24 protein-coding genes are annotated in these 22106 nt (G+C 64.9%); 12 read left to right on the top strand and 12 right to left on the bottom strand.

Annotation, left to right across the window (positions count from 1 at the left end):
- Positions 1-24: 24 nt before the first annotated feature.
- Positions 25-1167 (bottom strand): phosphoserine transaminase, encoded by a 1143-nt coding sequence (locus tag OE856_RS06860; protein ID WP_263715328.1) that lies wholly within the window; start codon positions 1165-1167, stop codon positions 25-27.
- A gap of 158 nt (positions 1168-1325) precedes the next feature.
- On the opposite strand from OE856_RS06860, the gene serB reads away from it, so the two are divergent.
- The 4 genes from serB (at position 1326) to OE856_RS06840 (ending at position 3357) form a co-directional block, all read left to right on the top strand.
- Entirely contained in the window at positions 1326-2201 is an 876-nt protein-coding gene (gene serB, locus OE856_RS06855; protein ID WP_263715327.1) for a phosphoserine phosphatase SerB, read from the top strand.
- 66 nt (positions 2202-2267) lie between these two features.
- A complete protein-coding gene (locus tag OE856_RS06850) occupies positions 2268-2594 on the top strand; it encodes an ArsR/SmtB family transcription factor (RefSeq protein ID WP_263715326.1) in 327 nt (108 codons plus the stop codon).
- On the top strand, positions 2587-3039 hold the full coding sequence (locus OE856_RS06845) for an SRPBCC family protein (RefSeq protein WP_263715325.1): 453 nt from the start codon (positions 2587-2589) through the stop codon (positions 3037-3039). The genes OE856_RS06850 and OE856_RS06845 overlap by 8 nt, the downstream gene beginning before the upstream one ends.
- A gap of 3 nt (positions 3040-3042) precedes the next feature.
- On the top strand, positions 3043-3357 hold the full coding sequence (locus OE856_RS06840; protein WP_263715324.1) for a hypothetical protein: 315 nt from the start codon (positions 3043-3045) through the stop codon (positions 3355-3357).
- On the opposite strand, the gene OE856_RS06835 is transcribed toward OE856_RS06840, so the two are convergent.
- Positions 3358-4356: an asparaginase gene (locus OE856_RS06835; RefSeq protein ID WP_263715323.1), complete on the bottom strand. Its 999-nt coding sequence runs from the start codon at positions 4354-4356 to the stop codon at positions 3358-3360. It abuts the gene before it with no gap.
- A gap of 177 nt (positions 4357-4533) precedes the next feature.
- On the opposite strand from OE856_RS06835, the gene OE856_RS06830 reads away from it, so the two are divergent.
- Together OE856_RS06830 and rlmN are read left to right on the top strand one after the other, a co-directional pair.
- Positions 4534-5073: an invasion associated locus B family protein gene (locus OE856_RS06830; protein WP_263715322.1), complete on the top strand. Its 540-nt coding sequence runs from the start codon at positions 4534-4536 to the stop codon at positions 5071-5073.
- 62 nt (positions 5074-5135) lie between these two features.
- Entirely contained in the window at positions 5136-6308 is a 1173-nt protein-coding gene (rlmN, locus tag OE856_RS06825; RefSeq protein ID WP_263715321.1) for a 23S rRNA (adenine(2503)-C(2))-methyltransferase RlmN, read from the top strand.
- Between the two features lie 58 nt (positions 6309-6366).
- Here rlmN and OE856_RS06820 read toward each other — a convergent pair whose 3' ends face one another.
- Positions 6367-7185 (bottom strand): LOG family protein, encoded by an 819-nt coding sequence (locus OE856_RS06820; RefSeq protein WP_263715320.1) that lies wholly within the window; start codon positions 7183-7185, stop codon positions 6367-6369.
- A gap of 85 nt (positions 7186-7270) precedes the next feature.
- Here OE856_RS06820 and dapD point away from each other — a divergent pair, with 85 nt between their 5' ends.
- Together dapD and OE856_RS06810 are read left to right on the top strand one after the other, a co-directional pair.
- Positions 7271-8098 carry a 2,3,4,5-tetrahydropyridine-2,6-dicarboxylate N-succinyltransferase gene (gene dapD / locus OE856_RS06815; protein WP_263715319.1) on the top strand — a complete coding sequence of 276 codons (828 nt, stop codon included), beginning with the start codon at positions 7271-7273 and terminating at the stop codon, positions 8096-8098.
- The gene (locus OE856_RS06810) at positions 8091-8459 is read left to right on the top strand and encodes a hypothetical protein (RefSeq protein ID WP_263715318.1); all 369 of its coding nucleotides are present in this window, start codon (positions 8091-8093) and stop codon (positions 8457-8459) included. The genes dapD and OE856_RS06810 overlap by 8 nt, the downstream gene beginning before the upstream one ends.
- Here the strand turns inward: OE856_RS06810 and OE856_RS06805 are convergent.
- Both OE856_RS06805 and OE856_RS06800 read right to left on the bottom strand, forming a co-directional pair.
- On the bottom strand, positions 8456-9457 hold the full coding sequence (locus OE856_RS06805; protein WP_412174870.1) for a transporter substrate-binding domain-containing protein: 1002 nt from the start codon (positions 9455-9457) through the stop codon (positions 8456-8458). The genes OE856_RS06810 and OE856_RS06805 overlap by 4 nt on opposite strands.
- Before the next feature lie 91 nt (positions 9458-9548).
- Positions 9549-10640, bottom strand: a complete 1092-nt coding sequence (locus tag OE856_RS06800) for a Hint domain-containing protein (RefSeq protein ID WP_263715317.1) — start codon at positions 10638-10640, stop codon at positions 9549-9551.
- Positions 10641-10849: 209 nt separating this feature from the next.
- On the opposite strand from OE856_RS06800, the gene dapE reads away from it, so the two are divergent.
- The 4 genes from dapE (at position 10850) to OE856_RS06780 (ending at position 16064) form a co-directional block, all read left to right on the top strand.
- Positions 10850-11989, top strand: a complete 1140-nt coding sequence (gene dapE / locus OE856_RS06795; protein WP_263715316.1) for a succinyl-diaminopimelate desuccinylase — start codon at positions 10850-10852, stop codon at positions 11987-11989.
- Entirely contained in the window at positions 11986-12417 is a 432-nt protein-coding gene (locus OE856_RS06790) for a GNAT family N-acetyltransferase (protein WP_263715315.1), read from the top strand. Before dapE ends, OE856_RS06790 begins: the two co-directional genes overlap by 4 nt.
- 31 nt (positions 12418-12448) lie before the next feature.
- Positions 12449-14707, top strand: a complete 2259-nt coding sequence (rnr, locus tag OE856_RS06785; protein ID WP_263715314.1) for a ribonuclease R — start codon at positions 12449-12451, stop codon at positions 14705-14707.
- An 88-nt stretch (positions 14708-14795) separates the two neighbouring features.
- Positions 14796-16064: a lytic murein transglycosylase gene (locus OE856_RS06780; RefSeq protein WP_263715313.1), complete on the top strand. Its 1269-nt coding sequence runs from the start codon at positions 14796-14798 to the stop codon at positions 16062-16064.
- 33 nt (positions 16065-16097) lie between these two features.
- Here OE856_RS06780 and OE856_RS06775 read toward each other — a convergent pair whose 3' ends face one another.
- The 7 genes from OE856_RS06775 to rsfS all read right to left on the bottom strand — a co-directional run bounded on the left by OE856_RS06775 (position 16098) and on the right by rsfS (position 22077).
- Positions 16098-16352, bottom strand: coding sequence for a YjhX family toxin (locus OE856_RS06775; protein ID WP_263715312.1), 255 nt, complete (start codon positions 16350-16352; stop codon positions 16098-16100).
- 195 nt (positions 16353-16547) lie between these two features.
- On the bottom strand, positions 16548-17042 hold the full coding sequence (locus OE856_RS06770) for an RNA pyrophosphohydrolase (protein ID WP_263715310.1): 495 nt from the start codon (positions 17040-17042) through the stop codon (positions 16548-16550).
- Positions 17043-18377, bottom strand: a complete 1335-nt coding sequence (locus OE856_RS06765) for a S41 family peptidase (protein ID WP_263715309.1) — start codon at positions 18375-18377, stop codon at positions 17043-17045.
- Positions 18374-19531, bottom strand: a complete 1158-nt coding sequence (locus OE856_RS06760) for a murein hydrolase activator EnvC family protein (protein WP_263715308.1) — start codon at positions 19529-19531, stop codon at positions 18374-18376. The genes OE856_RS06765 and OE856_RS06760 overlap by 4 nt, the downstream gene beginning before the upstream one ends.
- Positions 19528-21051 carry a 2,3-bisphosphoglycerate-independent phosphoglycerate mutase gene (gene gpmI / locus OE856_RS06755; protein ID WP_263715307.1) on the bottom strand — a complete coding sequence of 508 codons (1524 nt, stop codon included), beginning with the start codon at positions 21049-21051 and terminating at the stop codon, positions 19528-19530. Before gpmI ends, OE856_RS06760 begins: the two co-directional genes overlap by 4 nt.
- Before the next feature lie 91 nt (positions 21052-21142).
- Positions 21143-21613, bottom strand: coding sequence for a 23S rRNA (pseudouridine(1915)-N(3))-methyltransferase RlmH (rlmH, locus tag OE856_RS06750; protein WP_263715484.1), 471 nt, complete (start codon positions 21611-21613; stop codon positions 21143-21145).
- Positions 21613-22077, bottom strand: coding sequence for a ribosome silencing factor (rsfS, locus tag OE856_RS06745; protein ID WP_263715306.1), 465 nt, complete (start codon positions 22075-22077; stop codon positions 21613-21615). Before rsfS ends, rlmH begins: the two co-directional genes overlap by 1 nt.
- Positions 22078-22106 lie beyond the last annotated feature (29 nt).

Genomic DNA, 22106 nt, shown 5'->3' with positions numbered 1-22106 from the left:
CCCGTTCACCGGGCCGCCAGATCATCACTGGGCTGCGATTTCGGCTTCAAAAGCCCATTCCAGCCACGGCAACAGAGCCTCGATATCCGAGGTCTCGACCGTGCCGCCGCACCAGATGCGCAGGCCGGCGGGCGCGTCGCGATAGGCGCCGATATCGAGGGCAACGCCCTCTTTTTCCAGGCGCTTGGCCACGGCCTTGGCGAAAACGGCGCCGTCCTGGATGCGGTCGTCGGTGAACTTCAGGCAGACGCTGGTGTTCGACGCGGTGGCCGGATCATTGGCCAGGTTGGCGATCCAGTCATGGCTGTCGACGAACCGTGCAATCGCGGCGGTGTTGGCGTCGGCGCGGGCGATCAGGCCTTTCAGGCCGCCCACCGATTTCGCCCAATCCAGCGCGACCAGGTAATCCTCGACAGCCAGCATCGACGGGGTGTTGATGGTCTCACCGCGGAAGATACCGTCGATCAGCTTGCCGCCCTTGGTCATGCGAAAGATCTTGGGCATCGGCCAGGCGGGGGTATAGCTTTCCAGGCGCTCGACAGCGCGCGGGCTGAGGATCAGCATGCCGTGAGCGGCTTCGCCACCCAGCACCTTTTGCCAGCTAAAGGTGGTTACATCCAGCTTGTCCCAGGGCAGGTCCATCGCAAAGGCGGCCGAGGTGGCGTCGCAGATGGTCAGACCGGCGCGGTCGGCGGCGATCCAGTCACCATTGGGGACGCGCACGCCCGAGGTGGTGCCGTTCCAGGTGAACACCACGTCGTTGTTGAAATCGACCGAGGCCAGATCAACGATGTCACCGTAATCGGCGGTTTTCACTTCGGCGTCGATCTTCAGCTGTTTCACCACATCGGTGACCCAGCCCGAACCGAACGATTCCCAAGCCAGCATCTCGGCCTTGCGGGCACCCAAGAGCGACCACAGGGCCATTTCAACGGCGCCGGTATCCGAGGCGGGCACGATACCGATCTTGTAATCGGCGGGGATGCCCAGAATTTCGCGGGTGGTTTCGATCGCGGCTTTCAGCTTGTCCTTGCCAATGGCGGCACGGTGCGAGCGGCCCAGGGGCGCATCAGCCAGCAGATCAAGAGAGAAGGTCGGAATCTTGGCGCAGGGGCCAGAGGAAAAACGCGGGTTAGCCGGGCGCGCGGCCGGAGCTTCGATAGCCATTGCTGGTATCCTTCCAGATATATGCCCCTCGTTGGGGAGGGGTGTCCCGTCGACGCAGATAGGGCCGTTCTTGCTCTGGCGCAAGAGAAAAAGCTGCGCTATTGCGCCGCGTAGATACTATTTCGTTGATCCGATCCCAAAGACCGAAAGCCGCCGCCATGTTCGTTGCCACCCTGCTGACCAACCCCGCAAATCCCGCGCTGGACGCAACCACCGTCGAGGCGCTGCGAAATGCCTGGGGCGGGGGCGCCGCGCGCTGGTTGGCCACTGAAATCGCAGCCGAATTTCCGCTGGATGCGCTGCCGGGCAACCGCTGGGATGTCTGGGCTGACATGCAGAAACTGGGCGTTGACCTGGTGATCCAACCCGCCGAAGGGCGGCGCAAGAAGATGCTGCTGGCCGATATGGACAGCACCATGATTCAGCAGGAATGCATCGACGAGCTGGCCGATGTCGCCGGTGTGGGCGAGCGGGTGAAAGACATCACCGCCCGCGCCATGAATGGCGAGCTGGATTTCGAAGGCGCGCTGCGCGAACGCGTCGGCCTGCTGGCGGGTCTGGATGCCGGCGTGATCGACGAGGTGCTGAACACCCGCATCACGTTCATGCCCGGTGGCAAGTCCCTGCTGGCCACGATGAAGGCCAACGGCGCCTATGCGGCGCTGGTCTCGGGCGGGTTCACCGCCTTTACCGCGCGTGTCGCGGCCGAGCTGGGGTTCGACGAAAACCGCGCCAACACCCTGATGATCGAAAACGGCAAGCTGACCGGCCATGTCGCCGACCCGATTCTGGGGCGCGAGGCCAAGGTCGCCGCGTTGCAGGATATCACCGCGCGGCTGGGGCTGACCCATGCCGACGTGATGGCCGTGGGCGACGGGGCGAATGACCTGGGCATGCTGGGGCTGGCCGGCGCTGGCGTTGCGCTGCATGCCAAGCCCTCGGTCGCGGCGGAATGCGATATTCGCATCAACTTCGGCGACCTGTCGGCGCTGCTCTATATCCAGGGCTATACCCGTGACGAGTTCGCGGCCTGACTCACTATTTCGCGAAATAGTTAATTAACATTTTTCGAAAATAACGAATCGCGTCATGATGCCCTCATGACCGATCTGACCAAAACATTCGCCGCCCTTGCTGACAGCACCCGATTTGCCATCGTCGAAAAGCTGATGGCCGACGGCGCGCAGCCTGCTGGCACGTTGGCCGAACTGGCCGATATCTCCGCCCCCGCCTTTTCGCGCCACCTCAAGGTGCTGCGCGAGGCCGGGCTGGTCAGCCAGACCATTCGCGGCCCTCAGCGCATCTACGCCGTGCGCCCCGATGCGATGCAGGCCATCGCGGATTGGACGATATCCCACAAGCATTTCTGGAACCAGGGGCTGGACCGCCTGGCCCGGGCCATCGCAGCAGAGGGCACACATGACTGACGTAAGGCTTGAACGCTATTTCCCCATTTCCGCCGACGCCTTGTTCGAATGGGTCACGCGGCCCGACCGGCTGGGTCAGTGGTTTGGCACCGAATGGGTGGATATGGTCGAACATGACATCAATTTTACCCGCAAAGGGCCATGGCGCGCGGTGATGATCGCGCGCGACGGCGGCCAGCGGTTCAAGGTGACGGGTCATGTCACCCATCTGCGCCCGCCGCATTCGGTCGGGTTTACCTGGGCCTGGCATGACGACACCGACACGCGCGGCCCCGAAAGCCATGTGACCTTTACGGTGCAGGCGCAAGAAGAGGGGGCGGTGTTGATCATCGACCACCGCGATCTGCCCGGCGACGAGGCCGCGAAACAGCACGAACAGGGATGGACTTCGACCCTGCGCCGTCTGGAACAGGCGTTGCAGGCGTTTTTAACCAAGGGAGACTGAAACATGCCGAAATTCGTATTCGCCTATCACGGCGGCAAGATGCCCGAGACCCCCGAAGAGGGCCAGAAAGCCATGGCCGCATGGCAGGCCTGGTTCGCCGATATGGGGGCCGCCGTTCTGGACGGGGGCAACCCGGTGGGCCAGTCCTATACCGTCGCGACCGGTGGTGTGGCCGACAATGGCGGCGCCAACCCGATCTCGGGCTATTCGCTGGTCGAGGCCGCCGACATGGACGCCGCGATCAGCATGGCCAAGGGCTGTCCGATGGTGGTGCAGGGCACCGGGTCGGTCGAGGTGGCCCAGGCCATCGAGATGTGACTAGAGAAATCCGGGGGCGGGGCGCATCTGTCCGGTGACCGCGCCGCCCCAGGTTTTCAGGTCGGGCGTGCGATAGCGCGCCACTCGCGGATCTTGCGGATCGACCACACCCAGATCCGCCAACAGCGCGGCAATCACGCATTGCGCAGCGCGGGTGGCCCCGTCCGAGATCTTGACCGCTACGCCCAGCCCGGCCTGCGGCAGGATCGCGGCGTAAACGCCCTCGGCCCCGGTTTTGACCACGGCCTGGCCGCCAGAGGCCAGCATCAGATCGGTGCAGGCGCGGCCCTCACCCGCGACCAGATCGGGATGCGCGCCCATCGCATCGCGCAACCGGGCCGCCGCCTGTTCGCGCTGATCGCCTGACCCGCCGCGCGCCCCGGCGAAATAGCCCAGCGCCCGCCCCAGCCCGTGCAGGGTGGTGGCGAAATTGGGCGCCGCGCAGCCGTCGATGCCATAGCCCGGGCTGCGCGCACCGGTGACCTCTTCGAAGGCGGCGCGCACCGTCAGCTGCACCGGGTGATCGGGCTGAACGTAATCCGGCCCCGCGCCCAGATGCCGCGCGACAGTCAGAAACCCCGCGTGTTTTCCAGAGCAGTTGTTATGCACCTGGCAGGCCCGTCCGCCGGCGCGGATCATCTCGAACTTGGTCACCCGGTCACGCGGGTTTTCGGCGCCGCATAACAGGTCATCGTCACCCAGCCCCAGATCGGCCAGCCAGCCCGCCACCAGCCCGGTATGCACCGGCGCGGCGATATGCGACCCGCAGGCGATGGCCAGATGCCGATCGGTCAGACCCGCCGCATCCGCCGCGCCGCTTTCCACCAGCGCCAGCGCCTGGATCATCTTGGCCGCGGATCGTGGCAGGATCACCTGATCGGGGTCTCCCCAGGCCCGCACGATATCGCCGCGCGCATCACAGATCACCGCCTGCCCGCGATGCACGGTTTCCACGAATGGCCCGCGTGTCAGCTCGACCATGGGAATGTCACGGGTCATCGGGTCTGCCTCCGCCTGGGTGTTGCGCGATTTTCCGCCAACAGGGCTTTCACATATCGGCCGTTTCACGTTAATCTCGCGATATCGAGTTGAAAAGTGCGGCGCCGCCTGAATAGTTCCGGGGAACGGCCGTATGGCGCATCGCAGAGGCAAGCACAGCTGGGAGGCTGTAGATCAATGAAATCGTGGGTGAAACGCGGCATTACAGGCGCATTCGTGGCATGTATCGCGACCGGTGCTCTGGCACAGCAGGTCTCGGAAAATCAGGTTGAGGCGCATACCGACTGGAAGGTCTATGCAGAGCCTCCCGCATCGCCGTCCGAATGCTGGGGCGTGACCGTTCCCAAGAAAACCGTGAACACCGATTCAAGCGGCCGGATCAAGGCGGTAAGCCGTGGCGAAATCCTACTTTTCGTCACCTATCGCCCGAAAAGCGGCGTGAAGGGCGAGATCGCCTTTACCGGAGGCTATCCCTTCGCCAAGGACTCGTTCGTCGAGATGGAAGTCGCCGGCGCCAAGTATCAGCTGTTTACCGATGGCGAATGGGCCTGGCCGGCCTCGGCGGGTGACGATGCCAAGATCCTTGCCGCGATGAAGCGCGGATCGGATGCCACGCTGACCGCCCGTTCGGCGCGGGGCACCATCACCAAGGATACGTTCTCGCTGCTGGGCTTTACCGCCGCCAGCGACTCGGCCGAGAAATACTGCGGCGGCTGAGTATTTATCTGCGCCCCCGAATCCTGTAAGAAGCGCGACTTGATCCACCGGAGACGCGCCCCATGACCATTACGCAGGATGTCGTGACCATTCCCCGCAAGCTGCCCGAGGGCGGCAAGGTCAACCTTGTCGGGCTGACCCGTGACAAACTGCGCGAAACCCTGATCGCCGCCGGCACGCCGGAAAAACAGGCCAAGATGCGGGTCAACCAGATCTGGCAGTGGATCTACCAGTGGGGCGTGCGCGACTTTGACGCCATGACCAACCTGGCCAAGGCCTATCGCGCGCAACTGGCCGAGAATTTCGTGATCGAGATCCCGGAACTGGTGTCGAAACAGGTGTCGGCCGACGGCACCCGCAAATATCTGGTGCGCATCGCCGGCGGGCACGAGGTCGAGGTGGTGTATATCCCCGAAACCGATCGCGGCACGCTCTGCGTCAGCAGCCAGGTCGGCTGCACGCTGACCTGTTCATTCTGCCACACGGGCACGCAGAAACTGGTGCGTAACCTGACGGCGGGTGAAATCGTCGGGCAGATCATGATGGCGCGCGATGACCTGGGTGAATGGCCCGAACCCGGCGTGGGCAGCGGCGAGGCCGGGCCGCGCCTGTTGTCGAACGTCGTGCTGATGGGCATGGGCGAGCCGCTGTATAATTTCGACAACGTGCGCGACGCGATGAAGATCGCCATGGATGGCGAGGGCATCAGCCTCAGCCGCCGCCGCATCACCCTGTCGACCAGCGGCGTCGTGCCCGAGATTGCCAAGACCGCCGAGGAAATCGGCTGTTTGCTGGCGATCAGCTTTCACGCCACCACCGACGAGGTGCGCGATCAGCTGGTGCCGATCAACAAGCGCTGGAACATCAAGACCCTGCTGGACGCGCTGCGCGCCTATCCGAAACTGTCGAATTCCGAGCGCATCACCTTTGAATACGTGATGCTGAAAGACGTGAACGACACCGACGCCGACGCGCGCCGGCTGGTCAAGCTGATCGCCGGCATTCCGGCCAAGATCAACCTGATCCCGTTCAACGAATGGCCCGGCTCGCCCTATGAGCGCTCGGACTGGAGCCGGATCGAGGCCTTTGCCGACATCATCTACAAGGCCGGTTACGCCAGCCCCATCCGCACCCCGCGCGGCGAAGACATCATGGCCGCCTGCGGTCAGCTGAAATCGGCCACCGAGCGCGCCCGCAAAAGCCGCGCCGAGATCGCGAAAGAGGCGGGTCTGTAAATATAGGTCAGTTATAGACTGCTATATTTATCAATTATCTAGAGTATATTTTGCGGTATTATAATGCCGCTTGTTCTGCCTCGATGATCTCGATCGCCTCGGCGGCGGTCTCGACGAAATGGAACAGGTCCAGATCCTCTTGGGCGATCGTTCCGGCCTCGGCCAGCGCATCCCAGTTGATGATGGTTTCCCAGAATTCGCGCCCGAACAGCAGGAAGGGCACCGGCTTCATCCGGTTGGTCTGAATCAGCGTCAGGCTTTCGAACAGCTCGTCCAGCGTGCCGAACCCGCCCGGAAAGGCGACAATGGCGCGGGCGCGCATCAGGAAATGCATCTTGCGGATGCCAAAATAGTGAAAGTTGAAGCACAGCTCGGGCGTGACATAGGGGTTGGGGCATTGCTCGTGCGGCAACACGATGTTCAGCCCCAGCGATCGCCCGCCAGCATCCATGGCGCCGCGATTGCCGGCCTCCATCACACCGGGGCCGCCGCCGGTAGCGATCACGTTCTCACGCCCGCCGCTTTCCATGCTTTTCAGCGTCATCAGCCGGGCGAATTCACGCGCCTCGTCGTAATAGCGCGACAGATCGGCCAGGGTCTGGGTGCGGGCGGTGTGCTTTTGCGAAGGCTCGGGGATGCGGGCGCCGCCGAACAGCACGATCGTGCTGTCGATCCCGGCCTCGGTCATCAGCATCTCGGGCTTCATCAGCTCCAGCTGCAGCCGCACCGGGCGCAATTCGTCCCGGCACAGGAAATCGTCATCGGCAAAGGCCAGGCGATAGGCGGGCGAGCGCGATTGCGGGGTGTCGGGAATGCAGCGCGCGCTTTCGATATCCTGCTGCGCATCGGGGAAAACCCGGCCTTGTTCGTCTTTCATCTCGCCTCGCTTGCATTGCGCCTGTTCCCTTCTGGGTCTATAGGCTCTGGCCTAATGAAACCAGTCACGTTTTGGAGGGATCCTGATGTCCAACGCCCAGCTTGAAGCCGCGATCGAAGCCGCCTGGGACGCGCGCGATACGATCACCCCCGCCACCACCGGCGAAACCCGCGACGCGATCGAAACCACCCTGGCCGCGCTGGATAGCGGCAGCCTGCGCGTGGCGGAAAAGCTGGAAAACGGCGACTGGCATGTGAACCAGTGGGCGAAAAAGGCCGTGCTGCTGGGCTTTCGCCTGAAGGACATGGAAGAACAGACCGGCGGCCCGCAGGGCGGCACCTGGTGGGACAAGGTCGACAGCAAGTTCAAGGGCTGGGGCCCCGACCAGTGGAAGGCCGCGGGGTTCCGCGCGGTGCCCAACTGCGTGGTGCGCAAGTCTGCCTATATCGCCCCCGGCGCCGTTCTGATGCCGTCTTTCGTGAACCTGGGCGCCTATGTGGATGAGGGCACCATGGTGGACACCTGGGTGACCGTCGGCAGCTGCGCCCAGATCGGCAAGAACGTGCACCTGTCGGGCGGCGTCGGCATCGGCGGCGTGCTGGAACCGATGCAGGCCGGCCCGACCATCATCGAAGACAACTGCTTCATCGGCGCCCGCTCCGAGGTGGTCGAGGGCGTGATCGTGCGCGAGGGCTCGGTTCTGGGCATGGGCGTGTTCATCGGCCAGTCGACCAAGATCGTCGACCGCGAAACCGGCGAAGTCATGTATGGCGAAGTGCCGGCCGGGTCGGTCGTGGTGGCAGGCTCGATGCCGTCCAAGAACGGCGTCAGCCTTTATTGCGCCGTGATCGTCAAACGCGTCGACGCCAAGACCCGCAGCAAGACCTCGATCAACGAGCTGCTGCGTGACTGACGAACCCAAAAAGAAAAAGCGCCAGCAGGTCTATACCCTGCTGGTGCAGGTCGGTCGCAAGGATGGCGACGGCCTGCCCGCGCGCGCGACCGGCGCCGGGCTGTTGTGCTTTGCCAGCGGCGTGGACGAGGCCGAGGCCGTGCGTGAAACCGTCGCGATCTTGAAACAGGCCGACATGAACCCGCTGGATGTCACCGGCTATGGCACCGCCGACGACCGCCGCGCGCAGGGGCATGAGATCGACGCTGACGAACAGGCGCTGATGGATCGCGCGCTTGCGGAGAACTCGGTCGTGGTGGCGCAGTTCACGCCGTTCTACGACGGCGAGGAAACCGCCGACCCCGACGATCTGACCCTTTAACCCTGCGACCCGAAATACTTGCGGTACAGCGCGTCATAGGTGCCGTCTTCGCGCAGCTGCAACAGCGCGCGATTGATCGGTTCCAACAGCGGGCTGCCCGCGGGCAGGGCAAAGCCATAGCTTTCGCGGCGGAAGGGCGCGCCGACCATCTCGGCCTTACCCCTGCCGCGATGGTTGGCGTAATAGGCCAGCACCGGCGCATCAAAGACCACCGCGTCCAGCTCGCCCCGTTCAAAGGCGGCCAGCAGGGCCTGAAGGTCGTCATAGCCGCGCCCGTCTATGTCGCGCTCTTGCAGAAAGGCGGCGGTGGTCGAACCCGCGATCGTGCCGACATTCTTGCCATACAGATCGGTCAGCGAATTGACCGAACCCTGGATCGCGTTGACCGTCATCATCGCGGTGATTTTCGCGACAAAGATCGACACCAGAAACAGCGATGACAGCACCAGCATCACGCCAAAGATCCGGCCCAGGAAGGTACGCGGCACGCGTTCCTCGAACCCGCCGTTTACCACCAGGTTCAACGCCCACCAGAACGACGGAAACAGCGCCTCGCTGGCCGGGCGGTCGAAATAGGGTTGGTCGCGGCGCTCGAGCACCCACATCAGCATCCCGCCGCCGAACAGCATCAGGAACGCGATCAGGATCGCCAGCAGCAGGTCGGGCGATTTCAGCGCCTGCCAGATCACACTGGTCTGGTTGCCCTGCGGCACCATGATCTGCAGCCCCGACTGAAAGATCGCATGGCTGAAATCCAGCACCTTTTCGCGCTCGGCCGTGATCGAGATATTGGCCACGGCAATATCTGCCGCACCCTCGCGCACATCGCCCAGCATGGCGGCGAAACTGTCATGGCGCCGATAGGTCGAGCTGGCCCCGATTTCCTTGGCGACGGCTTCCCACAGTTCGATGCTGAACCCGGTCTGGGTGCCATCGACCACGGTAGAGAACGGCGGGCGCTCGACCGTGGCGATCGTGGTCTCTTGCGCGACGGCCATGCCGCTGCCCGCGGCAATCAACATCGGCAGGGCAAGCAGGATCAGCTTGCTGCGCAGAAATCGCATCATCGGTTCGTGTCCGTTTCTGGGGTCATGGGCTGAAGATCGCGGCCTTGAGTGTCATAGCCTCATACTCGCGCAGCGCCCGATAGGCCAGTTTCTTGTGCAAAGGCAAGGCGGTGCCGGTGCCTTTGCCCAGCTCAGTCGCCGCCAGCCGCACGGGGTCGTCGCGCAGATCGCCCAGGAACAGGCTTTCCATCGGCGTGCCCGCAATATCCAGCATGACATGGTCGTCAAAGATCAGCTGGTGATAGGTGATCGCCGGGCCGCAGCCAGCGGGCCAGGCACAGTTGGTGCCGATCAGCGCCTGCGCCTCGATCAGAACCTGATCTTCGCCCAACAGGTATTCGACCTCGGGGCCGTCGATCAGCAGCCGCTGATGCGGCGATACGATCACGTCACTGCGCAGCCCCAGATAGGGCGCGCGCAGCCGGACCGGCCCAAAGCGCCCGCGCGCCGGAACCTCGCGCGCCATGGCGCGGCGGATCGGCACGGTCTGGCCTCCGGGTGTCAGCACCAGGTCGCCCGCGCCAAGCGTTTCGATGGCCGCATAGCCGCCCGGCGTGCGCACCGGCGTGCCGGCGGCCAGGCTGGGGGCGGGGCCGACGGGCAGGTGTTGGTCAGACAGGCCAAAGCAGATCAACCCCTTGCCCAGCCCGGCCTCGTGCGGGGTGGCCGCGACATCGCCCGCCAGCCAGGGCAGCGGGTCGCGCACCGCCTTTTGCACCGTGGCGCCATTGGCGCTGAACTCGGCGGTGATCAGCCCCTGCCGCGCCGGGCCATCCCACAACACCGTCAGCCGCAAACAGCCCTCGGCCTGCATCCGGTCTGGGGTCAGGCTGACCTGTTCGTGCTGGTCGCCCAGCCGCCGGCCATAGACGATGGTGCCATCGCGGCAGATCTGCACCGAGACATGGCTGGTGATCTCGCCGGTGCGGTGCAGCACGAACAGCGGCTGGTCGTCGGCCAGGGTGCGGCTGATCGCGGCCTCGAGGTAGAAGCTACCGCGCTCGATCACGTCCTCGGGGTCTTGCCCGGCGGGCATGTCCAGGCAGATCGCCGCCGGCTGGCGGTTGGCATGGCCGCGCCCGAACTCTGCCCCTGTCAGGGCAAGCCAGGTCATCGGGTGCCCTTTGGGGCATATGGGGTGATGCGTGTCATGTCTGCTCGGGTCGCCCGCGGCAAGGGCCTGTGATTGCAGGCCATGATGACCCAGCCCGCGCCCGAACGAAAGCGCGCCGCGCGCGGCGGGGGCGGGCTTGTCACCCGTATGCAACATTGAACCCGCCCCGCCTTGGCGCTATCGCTGGTGGAACGCACAAGGAGCACCCCGTGACCGACCCTGTAGCCCTGACCGCCGACCTGATCCGCTGCCCTTCGGTAACGCCGAACGAGGGCGGCGCGCTGGTCCTGCTGGAACGCCTGCTGTCGCAGGCCGGGTTCACCTGCACCCGCGTCGATCGGGGCGACACGTCGAACCTGTTCGCGCGCTGGGGCGACAAGGGCGCGGCCCGCACCTTTGGGTTCAACGGCCATACCGATGTGGTGCCCGTCGGCAACCCCGATGACTGGGCTGCCGACCCCTTTGGCGCCGAAATCCGCGACGGCGTGATGTATGGCCGCGGCGCGACCGACATGAAATCGGGCGTGGCCGCCTTTGCCGCCGCCGCGATCGACCTGGTGCGCAACAGCCCGCCCGACGGCGCGATTATCCTGACCATCACCGGCGACGAAGAGGGCCCCGCCACCGACGGCACCGTCGCCCTGCTGGACTGGATGGCAGAACAGGGCGAACGCATGTCGGTCTGCCTCGTGGGCGAGCCGACTTGCCCCGAAACCATGGGCGAGATGATGAAGATCGGCCGGCGCGGATCACTGACCGCCTATTTCACCATTCGCGGCGTGCAGGGCCATGTCGCCTATCCGCACCGCGCCCTGAACCCGGCGCATGCCACGGCGACGCTGATGCACCGCCTGTCCTCGCATCAGCTGGACCAGGGCACCGACCATTTCGACCCCTCGACCCTTGCCGTCACCACCATCGACACCGGCAATGCCGCCACCAATGTCATCCCCGCCGAATGCCGCGCCACGGTGAATATCCGCTTCAACGACGCGCATAGCGCCGACAGCCTGACCGCGTGGTTGCAGGCCGAGGCCGACCGGGTCGCCGATGAGACCGGCGCCAAGATCGAGATGCGGGTCTCGGTCTCGGGCGACAGCTTTTTCACCGCGCCGGGCGACTTTTCGCGCCTTGTGGCCGATGCGGTCGAGGCCGAAACCGGGGTGCGACCCGACTATTCCACCTCGGGCGGTACGTCGGATGCGCGGTTCGTCAAAGACCACTGCCCGGTGGTCGAATTCGGCCTTGTCGGCAAGACCATGCACAAGGTCGACGAATGCGTGCCGGTTGCACAAATCGAACAGCTAAAGGCGATCTATACCCGCATTCTGCAAGGATATTTTGCATGACGCTGACCATTGGCCCCTCTGACGACCTGGCCGCCTGCCATGCCATCCGGCGCGTGGTGTTCATCGAGGAACAACAGGTGCCCGAGGCCGAGGAGTTGGACGATCTGGACGCAGGCGCCATCCATCTGCTGGCGCTGGACGATGGCGTGCCCGTCGGCACCGCGCGGCTGTTGCTGAAACCGCCCGTGGGCAAGATCGGCCGCGTTGCCGTGCTGCGCAGCCATCGCGGCACCGGCTTGGGCGCGCAGATCATGCAGGCCTGCCTTGAGGTGCTGCGCGATCAGCCTGGCCTGACCACCGCCTATCTGTCGGCCCAGACCCATGCGTTGGGGTTCTACGAAAAGCTGGGCTTTGCCGCCTATGGCGATGAATACCTCGATGCCGGCATTCCGCATCGTGACATGGAATGCCCGCTGTTTTCCTCATGACGCCGCACCCGCCGCGTGCTACGGCGGTGTCATGAGCCAGATCCCCTCGAAAGACCAGATCCTTGCCTGGATCACCGACAACCCCACCCTGACCGCCAAGCGTGACATCGCCAAGGCCTTCGGGATCAAAGGGGCCGACCGCATCGACCTCAAGCGTATCCTCAAGGAACTTGAGGACGAGGGCCATCTGCAAAAGCGCAAGAAGACCTATCGCGAGACCGACAAGCTGCCGCCTGTTGCGGTGTTGCAGGTCACCGGCCCCAATGACGATGGCGACCTGTTCGCCAGCGCGCTGGAATGGCAGGGCGAGGGCACCCCGCCGCGCATTCTGATGGTGATGCGCGACAACGACCCGGCGCTGGGCGCGGGTGATCGCATTCTGGCCCGCGTGTCCGAGGTCAAGGCCGACGACCACAGCTATGAGGGCCGCCTGATCCGCCGCATCGGCACCAACCCGCACCGCATTCTGGGCGTCTTCCGCAAGGGCGCCGAGGGCGGGCGGATCATGCCCATCGACAAGGGCGCCGACAAGGAATGGCAGGTCGCTCCCGGCGCCACGCTGGACGCCAAGGATGGCGAGTTGGTCGAGGCCGAACAGGCCGGGCCGCGCGCGCGTCTGGGCCTGCAAAAGGCGCGGATCATCCAACGCCTTGGTGACCCGACCGCGCCCAAGGCCGTGTCGCTGATCGCCATTCACCAGCACGGCATTCCCGACGATTTCCCCGATGCCGTGATCGCCGAGGCCGATGCGGAAAAGCCCGCCGGGCTGGGCGACCGCAAGGATCTGCGCGAGATGCCGCTGGTCACGATCGATCCGTCCGACGCGCGCGACCACGACGATGCCGTCTTTGCCATGCCCGACGACGACCCGAAAAATGAGGGCGGGCATATCGTCTGGGTCGCCATTGCCGATGTCGCCCATTACGTCACCCCCGGCAGCGCGCTGGACCGCGAGGCGCGCAAGCGTGGCAACTCGACCTATTTCCCCGATCGCGTCGTGCCGATGCTGCCCGACCGCCTGTCGGGCGATCTGTGCTCGCTGCACGAAGGCGTGCCGCGCGCCTGCTTGGCCGTGCGGATGACGCTGGATGCCCATGGCGTCAAGATCGGCCATCGTTTCGTGCGCGGGCTGATGAAATCGGTGGCCTCGCTGAATTACACCGAGGTGCAGGCCGCCATGGATGGCGCGCCGAACGAGAAAACCGAGCCGCTGCTTGATGACGTGATCCGCCCGCTTTACGCCGCCTACGAGGCCGCCCGCAAAGCCCGCGCCGCGCGTCAGCCGCTTGACCTGGACCTGCCCGAACGCCAGATCATTCTCGATGACGATGGCAATGTGCATTCCGTGGCCTTCCGCGATCGGCTGGACGCGCATCGCCTGATCGAGGAATTCATGATCCTCGCCAACGTCGCCGCCGCCGAAGAGCTGATCAAGATGCGCCGGCCGCTGCTGTTCCGCGTGCACGAGGAACCCAGCCCCGAGAAACTGGACGCCCTGCGCGACGTGGCCGCCGCCAGCGGCTTCACGCTGGCCAAGGGGCAGGTGCTGAAAACCCAGCATCTGAACGCGCTGCTCGATGCCGCCATGGGCACCGAGTTTTCCGAGCTGATCAACCTGTCGACCCTGCGGTCGATGACGCAGGCCTATTACAACCCTGAAAACTTTGGACATTTCGGGCTGGCGCTGCGGTCGTATGCGCATTTCACCTCGCCCATCCGGCGCTATTCCGACCTGATCGTGCACCGCGCGCTGATCTCGGCCCATGGCTGGGGCGACGACGGTCTCAGCCCCGAGGATGTCGACCGGCTGGAAGACACCGCGCAGCACATCTCGGAAACAGAACGCCGTTCAATGGCGGCCGAGCGCGACACGACCGACCGCTACCTGGCGGCCTATCTGTCCGAGCGGGTCGGCAATGAATTCACCGGCCGCGTGTCGGGCATCGCGCGGTTTGGTGTGTTCGTAAAGCTGGACGACACCGGCGCCGATGGCCTGGTGCCGATCCGCGAGCTGGGGCGCGAATATTTCCACCACGACCGCGACAGCCAGACCCTGATCGGCGCCGATACCGGCACCGAAATCGGGCTGGGCCAGCGCGTCACCGTGCGCCTGACCGAGGCCGTGCCGGTCACCGGCGGGCTGCATCTGGAATTGCTGTCTCTGGATGACAAACCGCTGCCGCGCGGAGGGTCCAAGGGCGGCAAGAACCGCGCCGTGCGTCGCAAGGTGGCCAAGTCAAAGGCGAAATCAGCCGCCACCAAGCGCAAGGTCGCACGCCGCCGGCGCTAGCTTGCCGACCCTCACAACCCCACTTTGGAATCGCGCTACATCGCGCTACACTTGCGGCAAATAACAAACAGGCAAGCAGGTAAACTCCATGAAACGTTGGATAGGTGCGCTCGGTCTGGCAGGGGCAGTGCTTACGGCAGGCGCCGTGGCCGTGCAGGCAGAGCCCGTTCTGAAACCGACCGCCAGGCCCCAGATGCAGCAGCCCGAGAACAATGTTCGCGTATCGACCTCGAACCAGGCCTTTGGCCGCTGGATCAACGGTTTTCGCGGGCGCGCCCTGTCGCGGGGCATCTCGGCGCGGGTGTTCGATAATGCCTTTTCCGGGGTGCGCTACAATGACAGCGTGATCGCCAAGGACCGGAACCAGTCGGAATATACCAAGCAGATCTGGGATTACCTCGACAGCGCCGCCTCGCCCACGCGGGTGGCCAATGGCAAAGAGGCGTTGCGCGACCAGGCCCGCGTGCTGAACGCGGTCGAGGCGAAATACGGCGTCGACAAGGAAATCGTCACGGCGATCTGGGGGCTGGAAAGCGCCTATGGCGCCCACAAGGGCGATATCCCGATCATCGAGGCGCTGGCGACGCTGGCCTTCGACGGGCGGCGCGGCGCATTTTTCGAGGCACAGCTGATCGACGCGCTGAAGATCCTGCAATCGGGCGACGTGGCCCCGCGCAACATGAAGGGCAGCTGGGCCGGCGCGATGGGGCATACCCAGTTCATCCCGTCCAGCTATCTGGCCTTTGCGGTCGATTTCACCGGCGACGGGAAACGCGACATCTGGTCGGATAACCCCGCCGACGCGCTGGCCTCGACCGCCGCCTATCTGGCCCGCAACGGCTGGGTCAAGGGCCAGCCCTGGGGCGTCGAGGTGCGCCTGCCGCGCGGGTTCAACTATGGGCTGGCGAGCCGCAAGATCCAAAAGATGCCTTCAGACTGGGCCGCAATGGGCGTGACCGACATGCAGGGCCGCCCTGTGCCGAACCACGGCGCGGCGTCGATCCTGCTGCCCGCCGGGTCGCAGGGCGCGGCCTTCATGATCTTCAAGAATTTCGCGGTGCTCGAACGCTATAACGTCGCCGATGCCTATGTGATCGGCGTGGGGCATCTGTCCGATCGTCTGAAAGGCGGGCCGGAAATTCAGGCCTCGTGGCCGCGCGGGTACAAGCCGCTGTCGTTCAACGAAAAAAAGGAAATGCAGCGCCGCCTGACCCGGATGGGTTACCTGGATGACAAGATCGACGGCATCATCGGCCCCAACACGATCAACGCCATCCGCGCCTTTCAAGAGGCCCGCGGCATCACCCCCGACGGATACCCCTCGCAAGAGCTGCTGAAGCACCTGAAAACCCGGTAAGCAACCAGAGGCCCAAGGGCCTCTGGTCTGGGTTCAGCGGTTGTCGAGCTGGGCGCGCACGCCCAGCCGACCCCGTCGCGAAATGCGATAGGGGCCGCCATGACGCGACTCGATCAGGCGACGACGGCGCAGGCGGGCAAACACCGCCAGGTCGCAATCGGCCAGAACCATTCCGTCGCGGGTGAAACAGGTGACATGGGCCACCTTGGCGCCGCGGCGTTCGTGTAGAATACGCCCGCCCTGCGCCAGAACGTGCAGAACACGCTGTTCGATCTTGGATAAATTCATCGATGGTCTCGTGTAAGGAAAACGCAAATATCCCGCGAACCACTTGGTTCCGGGGGCGTTCATCAGGCCCTCGACTTAGCGAAGGGCCGTCTTACACAAGCTCTGACATCCAATCTCCGTCACATGCACCTTGGGTGCGTGACTGATGATAACGCAACCGCGCGGCGGGGCCAACCGGCCCATTGTCGCAGGCGATCAGGCGCGGGCTTTGATCAGCGGGCCCAGGCTGTCGACCACGCTGGCATAGACCTCGCGCTTGAAGGGCACGATGTTGGCCACCAGCTGATCGGCGGGCAGCCAGGCCCATTCGCTGAACTCGGGGTGATCGGTTTCGATGTTGATCTGGTCATCGCTGCCATTGAACCGCAGCAGGAACCACAGCTGTTTCTGGCCGCGATACTTGCCGCCCCAGATATGGCCGACCAGGCTGTCGGGCAGGTCGTAGGTCACCCAGTCGCCGGTCTGGCCGACCACATCGACCAGATCGGCGGTGACGCCGGTTTCTTCCCACAGCTCGCGCAGGGCGGCATCGCACGGGTCTTCGCCCGGGTCGATCCCGCCCTGAGGCATCTGCCAGGCGGCGACCTCGCTATCCTTGCGCTGGCCGACGAACACATGCCCGTCGGCATTCACCAGCATCACACCGACGCAAGGCCGATAGGGCAGGGCCGCGATCTGTTCGGGCGTCATCTACTTGTCCGTATCCAGTGCCGACAGACCCTTGAGGATGTCGATGGCATAGGCCAGCTGATAATCCTCTTCGCGCAGCTTGGCGGCCTCTTCGGCCTTTTGCTGTTCTTCCAACGCCTGCTTGCGTTCGTCCTCGGTCATCGAGTCGTTGTTCAGGCTGCCACGCAGATCGGCCTCGGACCGGATGCGGCGGTTGGCCTCTTCCTCGGTCTCGGTCTCGGGCACGCGCGGCGGCTGGGCCACCACGATATCGGGCGACACGCCCAGGGCCTGGATCGACCGGCCCGACGGGGTGTAATAGCGCGCCGTAGTCAGACGCATCGCGCCGTTGCCGTTCAGCGGCATGACGGTCTGAACCGAGCCTTTGCCAAAGCTCTTGGTGCCCACGACGATGGCGCGGCGGTGATCCTGCAACGCGCCGGTCACGATTTCGGACGCCGAGGCCGAGCCGCCGTTGATCAGCACCACCAGCGGCTTACCCTCGATCAGGTCGCCGGGCGTGGCGTTATAGCGTTCGCTGTCCTCGGGGTTGCGGCCGCGGGTCGACACGATCTCGCCGGCCTCAAGGAAGGCATCCGACACCATGATCCCCTGGGTCAGCAACCCGCCGGGGTTGTTGCGCAGGTCCAGCACGACGCCGCTGACATTGTCCAGCCCGCCCAGTTCCTTGATGGCCTCATCCAGCTTGGTTTTGAGGGTGGGATAGGTCTGGTCGTTGAAGGTGGTGACGCGCACCACGATCGTGTTGCCTACCAGGCGCGAGCGCACGGCGGTCAGCTTGATCGTATCGCGGATGATGGTCACGTCGAACGGCTCGTCGATGCCCTTGCGCACGACGGTGATGACGATTTCAGAGCCGACCGGCCCGCGCATCATCTCGACCGCCTGATCCAGGGTCAGGCCCAGCACGCTTTCGCCATCGACATGGGTGACGAAATCGCCAGCCTCGATCCCGGCCTCGTCGGCGGGGGTGTCGTCGATGGGCGACACGACTTTGACAAAGCCCTCTTCCTGGGTGACCTCGATGCCCAGCCCGCCGAATTCGCCACGGGTCTGAACCTGCATGTCGTCGAAATCTTTCGGCGGCAGATAGCTGCTGTGCGGGTCAAGCGACGTCAGCATGCCATTGATCGCAGCCTCGATCAGATCGGCCGAGTCCACCTCTTCGACATATTGCGCGCGGATGCGTTCAAAGATGTCCCCGAACAGATCCAGCTGTTCATAGACCGAGCTGGTCTTGTCGGCCTGCTGCGCGATCAGCGGCCCTGCGAACTGGGTGGTCAGCACGGCGCCTGCAACGGTGCCGGCAAACGCGGCCATGGCGAACTTTTTCATCGACTGTCTTCCTTCCTCAGACTGAACCACGCGCTGGGGTCCACCGGGGTATTGTTCTGTCTCAGCTCTATATAAAGCGTTTCTGGACGCGTTGCGCCACCGCCTTGTTGCGTGTCGTCCAGAAAGGCCGTCACATTGGGGTCGGCCCCGCCCATCAGACCGACCGGGGCGCCGGCGGGCAAGACCTCTCCGACAGCACCATAAACCTGTTCCAGCCCGGCCAACACCAGCAACGTGTCGCTGGCGGGCTCAAGGATGATCACGTTTCCGTAGTCCAGGAGCGGCCCAAGATAACGGATCGTGGCCGGGGCGGGCGTTGTGACCAGCGCCAGCGGCGGCGTGGCGACGATCAGACCGGGGCGGCGCACGCCGGCGGCATCGGTCTCGTTGAACTTGCGCAGGACGACGCCCTGCACCGGCAGCGGCAGCGCGCCCTTGGACATCTCGAACCCGGCAATCGGCGGCAGCGCCTCGCCCTGGCCCAGCGTTGCCAGCCCGCTGGCAAAGCCTTCCAGCGTATCGCTGCCTTGCAACAGCGCGCGCAGCTGATCGGGGTCAGAGGCAAAGCGACGCGGCAGGTCGGTGCGATCGGAAATGGCCTGCGACAGCTCGGTCCGGGCCTGTTGCACGCCCGCCAGCCCGTCGTTCAGCCGGGTTTCGGCCTCTAGCTGCAAGGCGCGCAGCACGGCCACCTCTTCCAGCGTCACCCGCAGCGCCTCGGCGCGGGCCTGAAGGGCGGGCGTGACCTCGGTCAGCAACATCCCCGAGCGGGCCGAACCCACCGGCCCCGACGGGTGCAGCAGCAACAGCGTCTCGGGCGCGCGCTGCATCGTCACCAGCACCCCCAGCAGGCGCGATACCTCTTCGCTGCGGGCGTCCAGCTCCATCTGGATGGCCTGTTCACGGATCGCGGCGCGGCGCAGCCCCTCGCGCAGGGCGACCAGCCCGTCCTCGTAGGCGCGGATGGTCTGGGTCAGGGCGTCGATGCGGTCGCCGGCGCGCTGGGCGTCCTGCAGGGCCATGGCGGCCTGGTCCAGCTTTTGCGCGGCGCGGCGGGCGGCGATCACCGGGTCATCGGTCTGGGCAAGGGCGGTGGCCGGGCCGCAAAGGCCCGCCAGCAGTGCCAGGATCAGGCCGGCCCGGCGCAGGGTCATCTGGCGATCAGGCTCTGGCCGGTCATTTCCTCGGGCTGGTCCAGCCCCATCAGTTCCAGCAGCGTCGGCGCCAGATCGGCAAGGCGGCCGCCGTCACGCAGCCGGGCGCCCTTGGGCCCGCCCACCAGGATCACCGGCACCAGGTTCAGCGTATGCGCCGTATGCGGGCCGCCGGTTTCGGGGTCGACCATGACCTCGCAATTGCCGTGGTCGGCGGTGACGATCATCGCGCCGCCGGCCTTTTCCAGCGCCGGCAGCACGCGGGCCAGCCCCTGATCGACGGCCTCGCAAGCCTTGATCGCGGCCTTGAGGTCGCCGGTATGGCCGACCATGTCGGGGTTGGCATAGTTGACCACGATCAGGTCATATCCGCCCTCGATCGCCTTCACGAACTGGTCGGTCACCTCGCCGGCCGACATCTCGGGCTGCATGTCATAGGTCGCGACCTTGGGCGAGGGCGCCATGTAACGGTCTTCGCCCGCCTCGGGGTCTTCCTTGCCGCCGTTCAGAAAGAACGTCACATGCGGGTATTTCTCGGTTTCGGCCAGGTGGAACTGGCGCAGGCCCTTCTTGGCCACCCATTCGCCCAGCGTGTTCCTGATCTCGCGCGGGGGGAAGACGGTGGTCATATAGGCGTTGTGGTCCTCGGAATATTCGACCATGCCCAAAAGCGCCGCCCAGTCGGGGCGTGGGGCCGCGTCGAAGGCATCGAACCCCGGCTCGGCAATGGCGCGCAGGATCTCGCGCGCGCGGTCGGCGCGGAAGTTCAGGCAAAAGAACCCGTCGCCGTCGCGGGCGCCGGCATAATCGCCAATCACCGTGGCCGAGATGAATTCATCGCTTTCCGACCGCTGATAGGCCGCATCAACCGCGCCCGAGGCGGTGACGGCGTGACCGCCCTTGCCATGCACCATGGCGGCATAGGCCTCGGACACGCGTTCCCAGCGGTTGTCGCGGTCCATCGCGAAATAGCGCCCGGTTACCGTGCCCACGCGGGCATTGGCGGGCAGGGCGGCGCCCAGGTCCGAGAAATACGAGAACGCCGATTTCGGCGCCACGTCGCGCCCGTCGGTGACGGCGTGCAGCACCACCGGCACACCGGCGTCAGAGATGGCCTTGATCGCGGCGATGATATGGGTCAGGTGCCCATGCACCCCGCCATCCGACACCAGCCCCATCAGATGCGCGGTGCCGCCCGTGGCCTTGAGCCGGTCGATGAACGCCACCAGCGCGGGCATGGTGAAAAAGCTGCCATCCTCGATCGACAGGTCGATCTGGCCCAGGTCCATCGCCACCACACGGCCGGCACCGATATTGGTGTGGCCGACCTCGGAATTGCCCATCTGCCCGGTCGGCAGGCCCACATCGGGGCCATGGGTGATCAGGGTCGAGTTCGGGCACTTCGCAATCAGGCTGTCAAAGGCCGGCGTGTTCGCCTGCACGGGTGCGTTCGCGGTGGGGTCATCGCGCTTGCCCCAGCCATCGAGGATGCACAAAACGACGGGTTTCGGAGTGGTCATTGCAATAGCCTTCTGCCTGTTGCCGCCTATGTATGCGCGGCCCGCGGACAGGACAACCGTTCAGCGAGGCTGATAGCGCCAAAAGCCCTGTTCAGACCCGGTGATAGGGGCTGCCGGCCAGGATCGAGGCGGCGCGATACAGCTGCTCGGCCAGCATCACCCGCACCAGCATATGCGGCCAGACCATCTGACCGAATGACAGGCTGGCATCGGCGCGGGCGCGCAGGGCGGGGTCGATTCCATCTGCACCGCCGATGACAAAGGCCACGTCGCTGCGCCCGCCATCGCGCCAGCGCGCCAGCAGATCGGCAAACTCGGGTGACGACATGACCTTGCCGCGCTCGTCCAGGGTGCAAACCAGCGCGCCGTTCGGGATCGCACGCTCCAACAGCGGGGCTTCGGCCGCCATGCCGCCGCCCTTCTTGTCCTCGACCTCAAGCACAGAGGCCGGCCCCAGGGCCAGGGCCCGGCCGGTGCGGTCGAAACGGGTCAGATAATCGTCGATCAGCGCGCGTTCGGGCCCCGCCCTCAGGCGGCCCACCGCGCAGATCTGCACGCGCATCAGCTGTTGGGCGCGGTTGCCCCGCTGGGCAGCCACATCTTTTCAAGCTGATAGAATTCGCGCACTTCGGGGCGGAACACGTGGACGATGATATCGCCGGTGTCGATCAGCACCCAATCACCCTGGTCTTTACCTTCCATCTTTGAATGACGCCCGAAATCAGCCTTGATCCGATCGGCCAGCTTTTCGGCAATCGCCGATACCTGGCGCGTCGAGCGGCCCGAGCAGATCACCATGTAATCGCCCATCGCGGATTTTCCGCGCAGGTCGATGGTCACGATGTCTTCGGCCTTGTCGTCATTGAGGGATGCGAGGATGTGTTCAAGCAGAACTTCGCTTGTAACGTCGTCATGGGGCTGGGTCATAGGCCGCCCCTGTGCGGGTTGGGCAGATGCCGCATTCGCGTTTTGGGACAGGTCATTGTCCTCCTTGTAAGACGCCGACTTGACCCCGGCGCTGGGCATATCTCAAGCGTAACACCGGTTTGGTGCAT

Source organism: Actibacterium sp. XHP0104 (assembly GCF_025751515.1).
Classification (GTDB): Bacteria; Pseudomonadota; Alphaproteobacteria; order Rhodobacterales; family Rhodobacteraceae; genus Actibacterium_D.
Note: the sequence above shows the minus strand (reverse complement) of the source record. Positions and strands in the feature narration are given on the sequence as shown.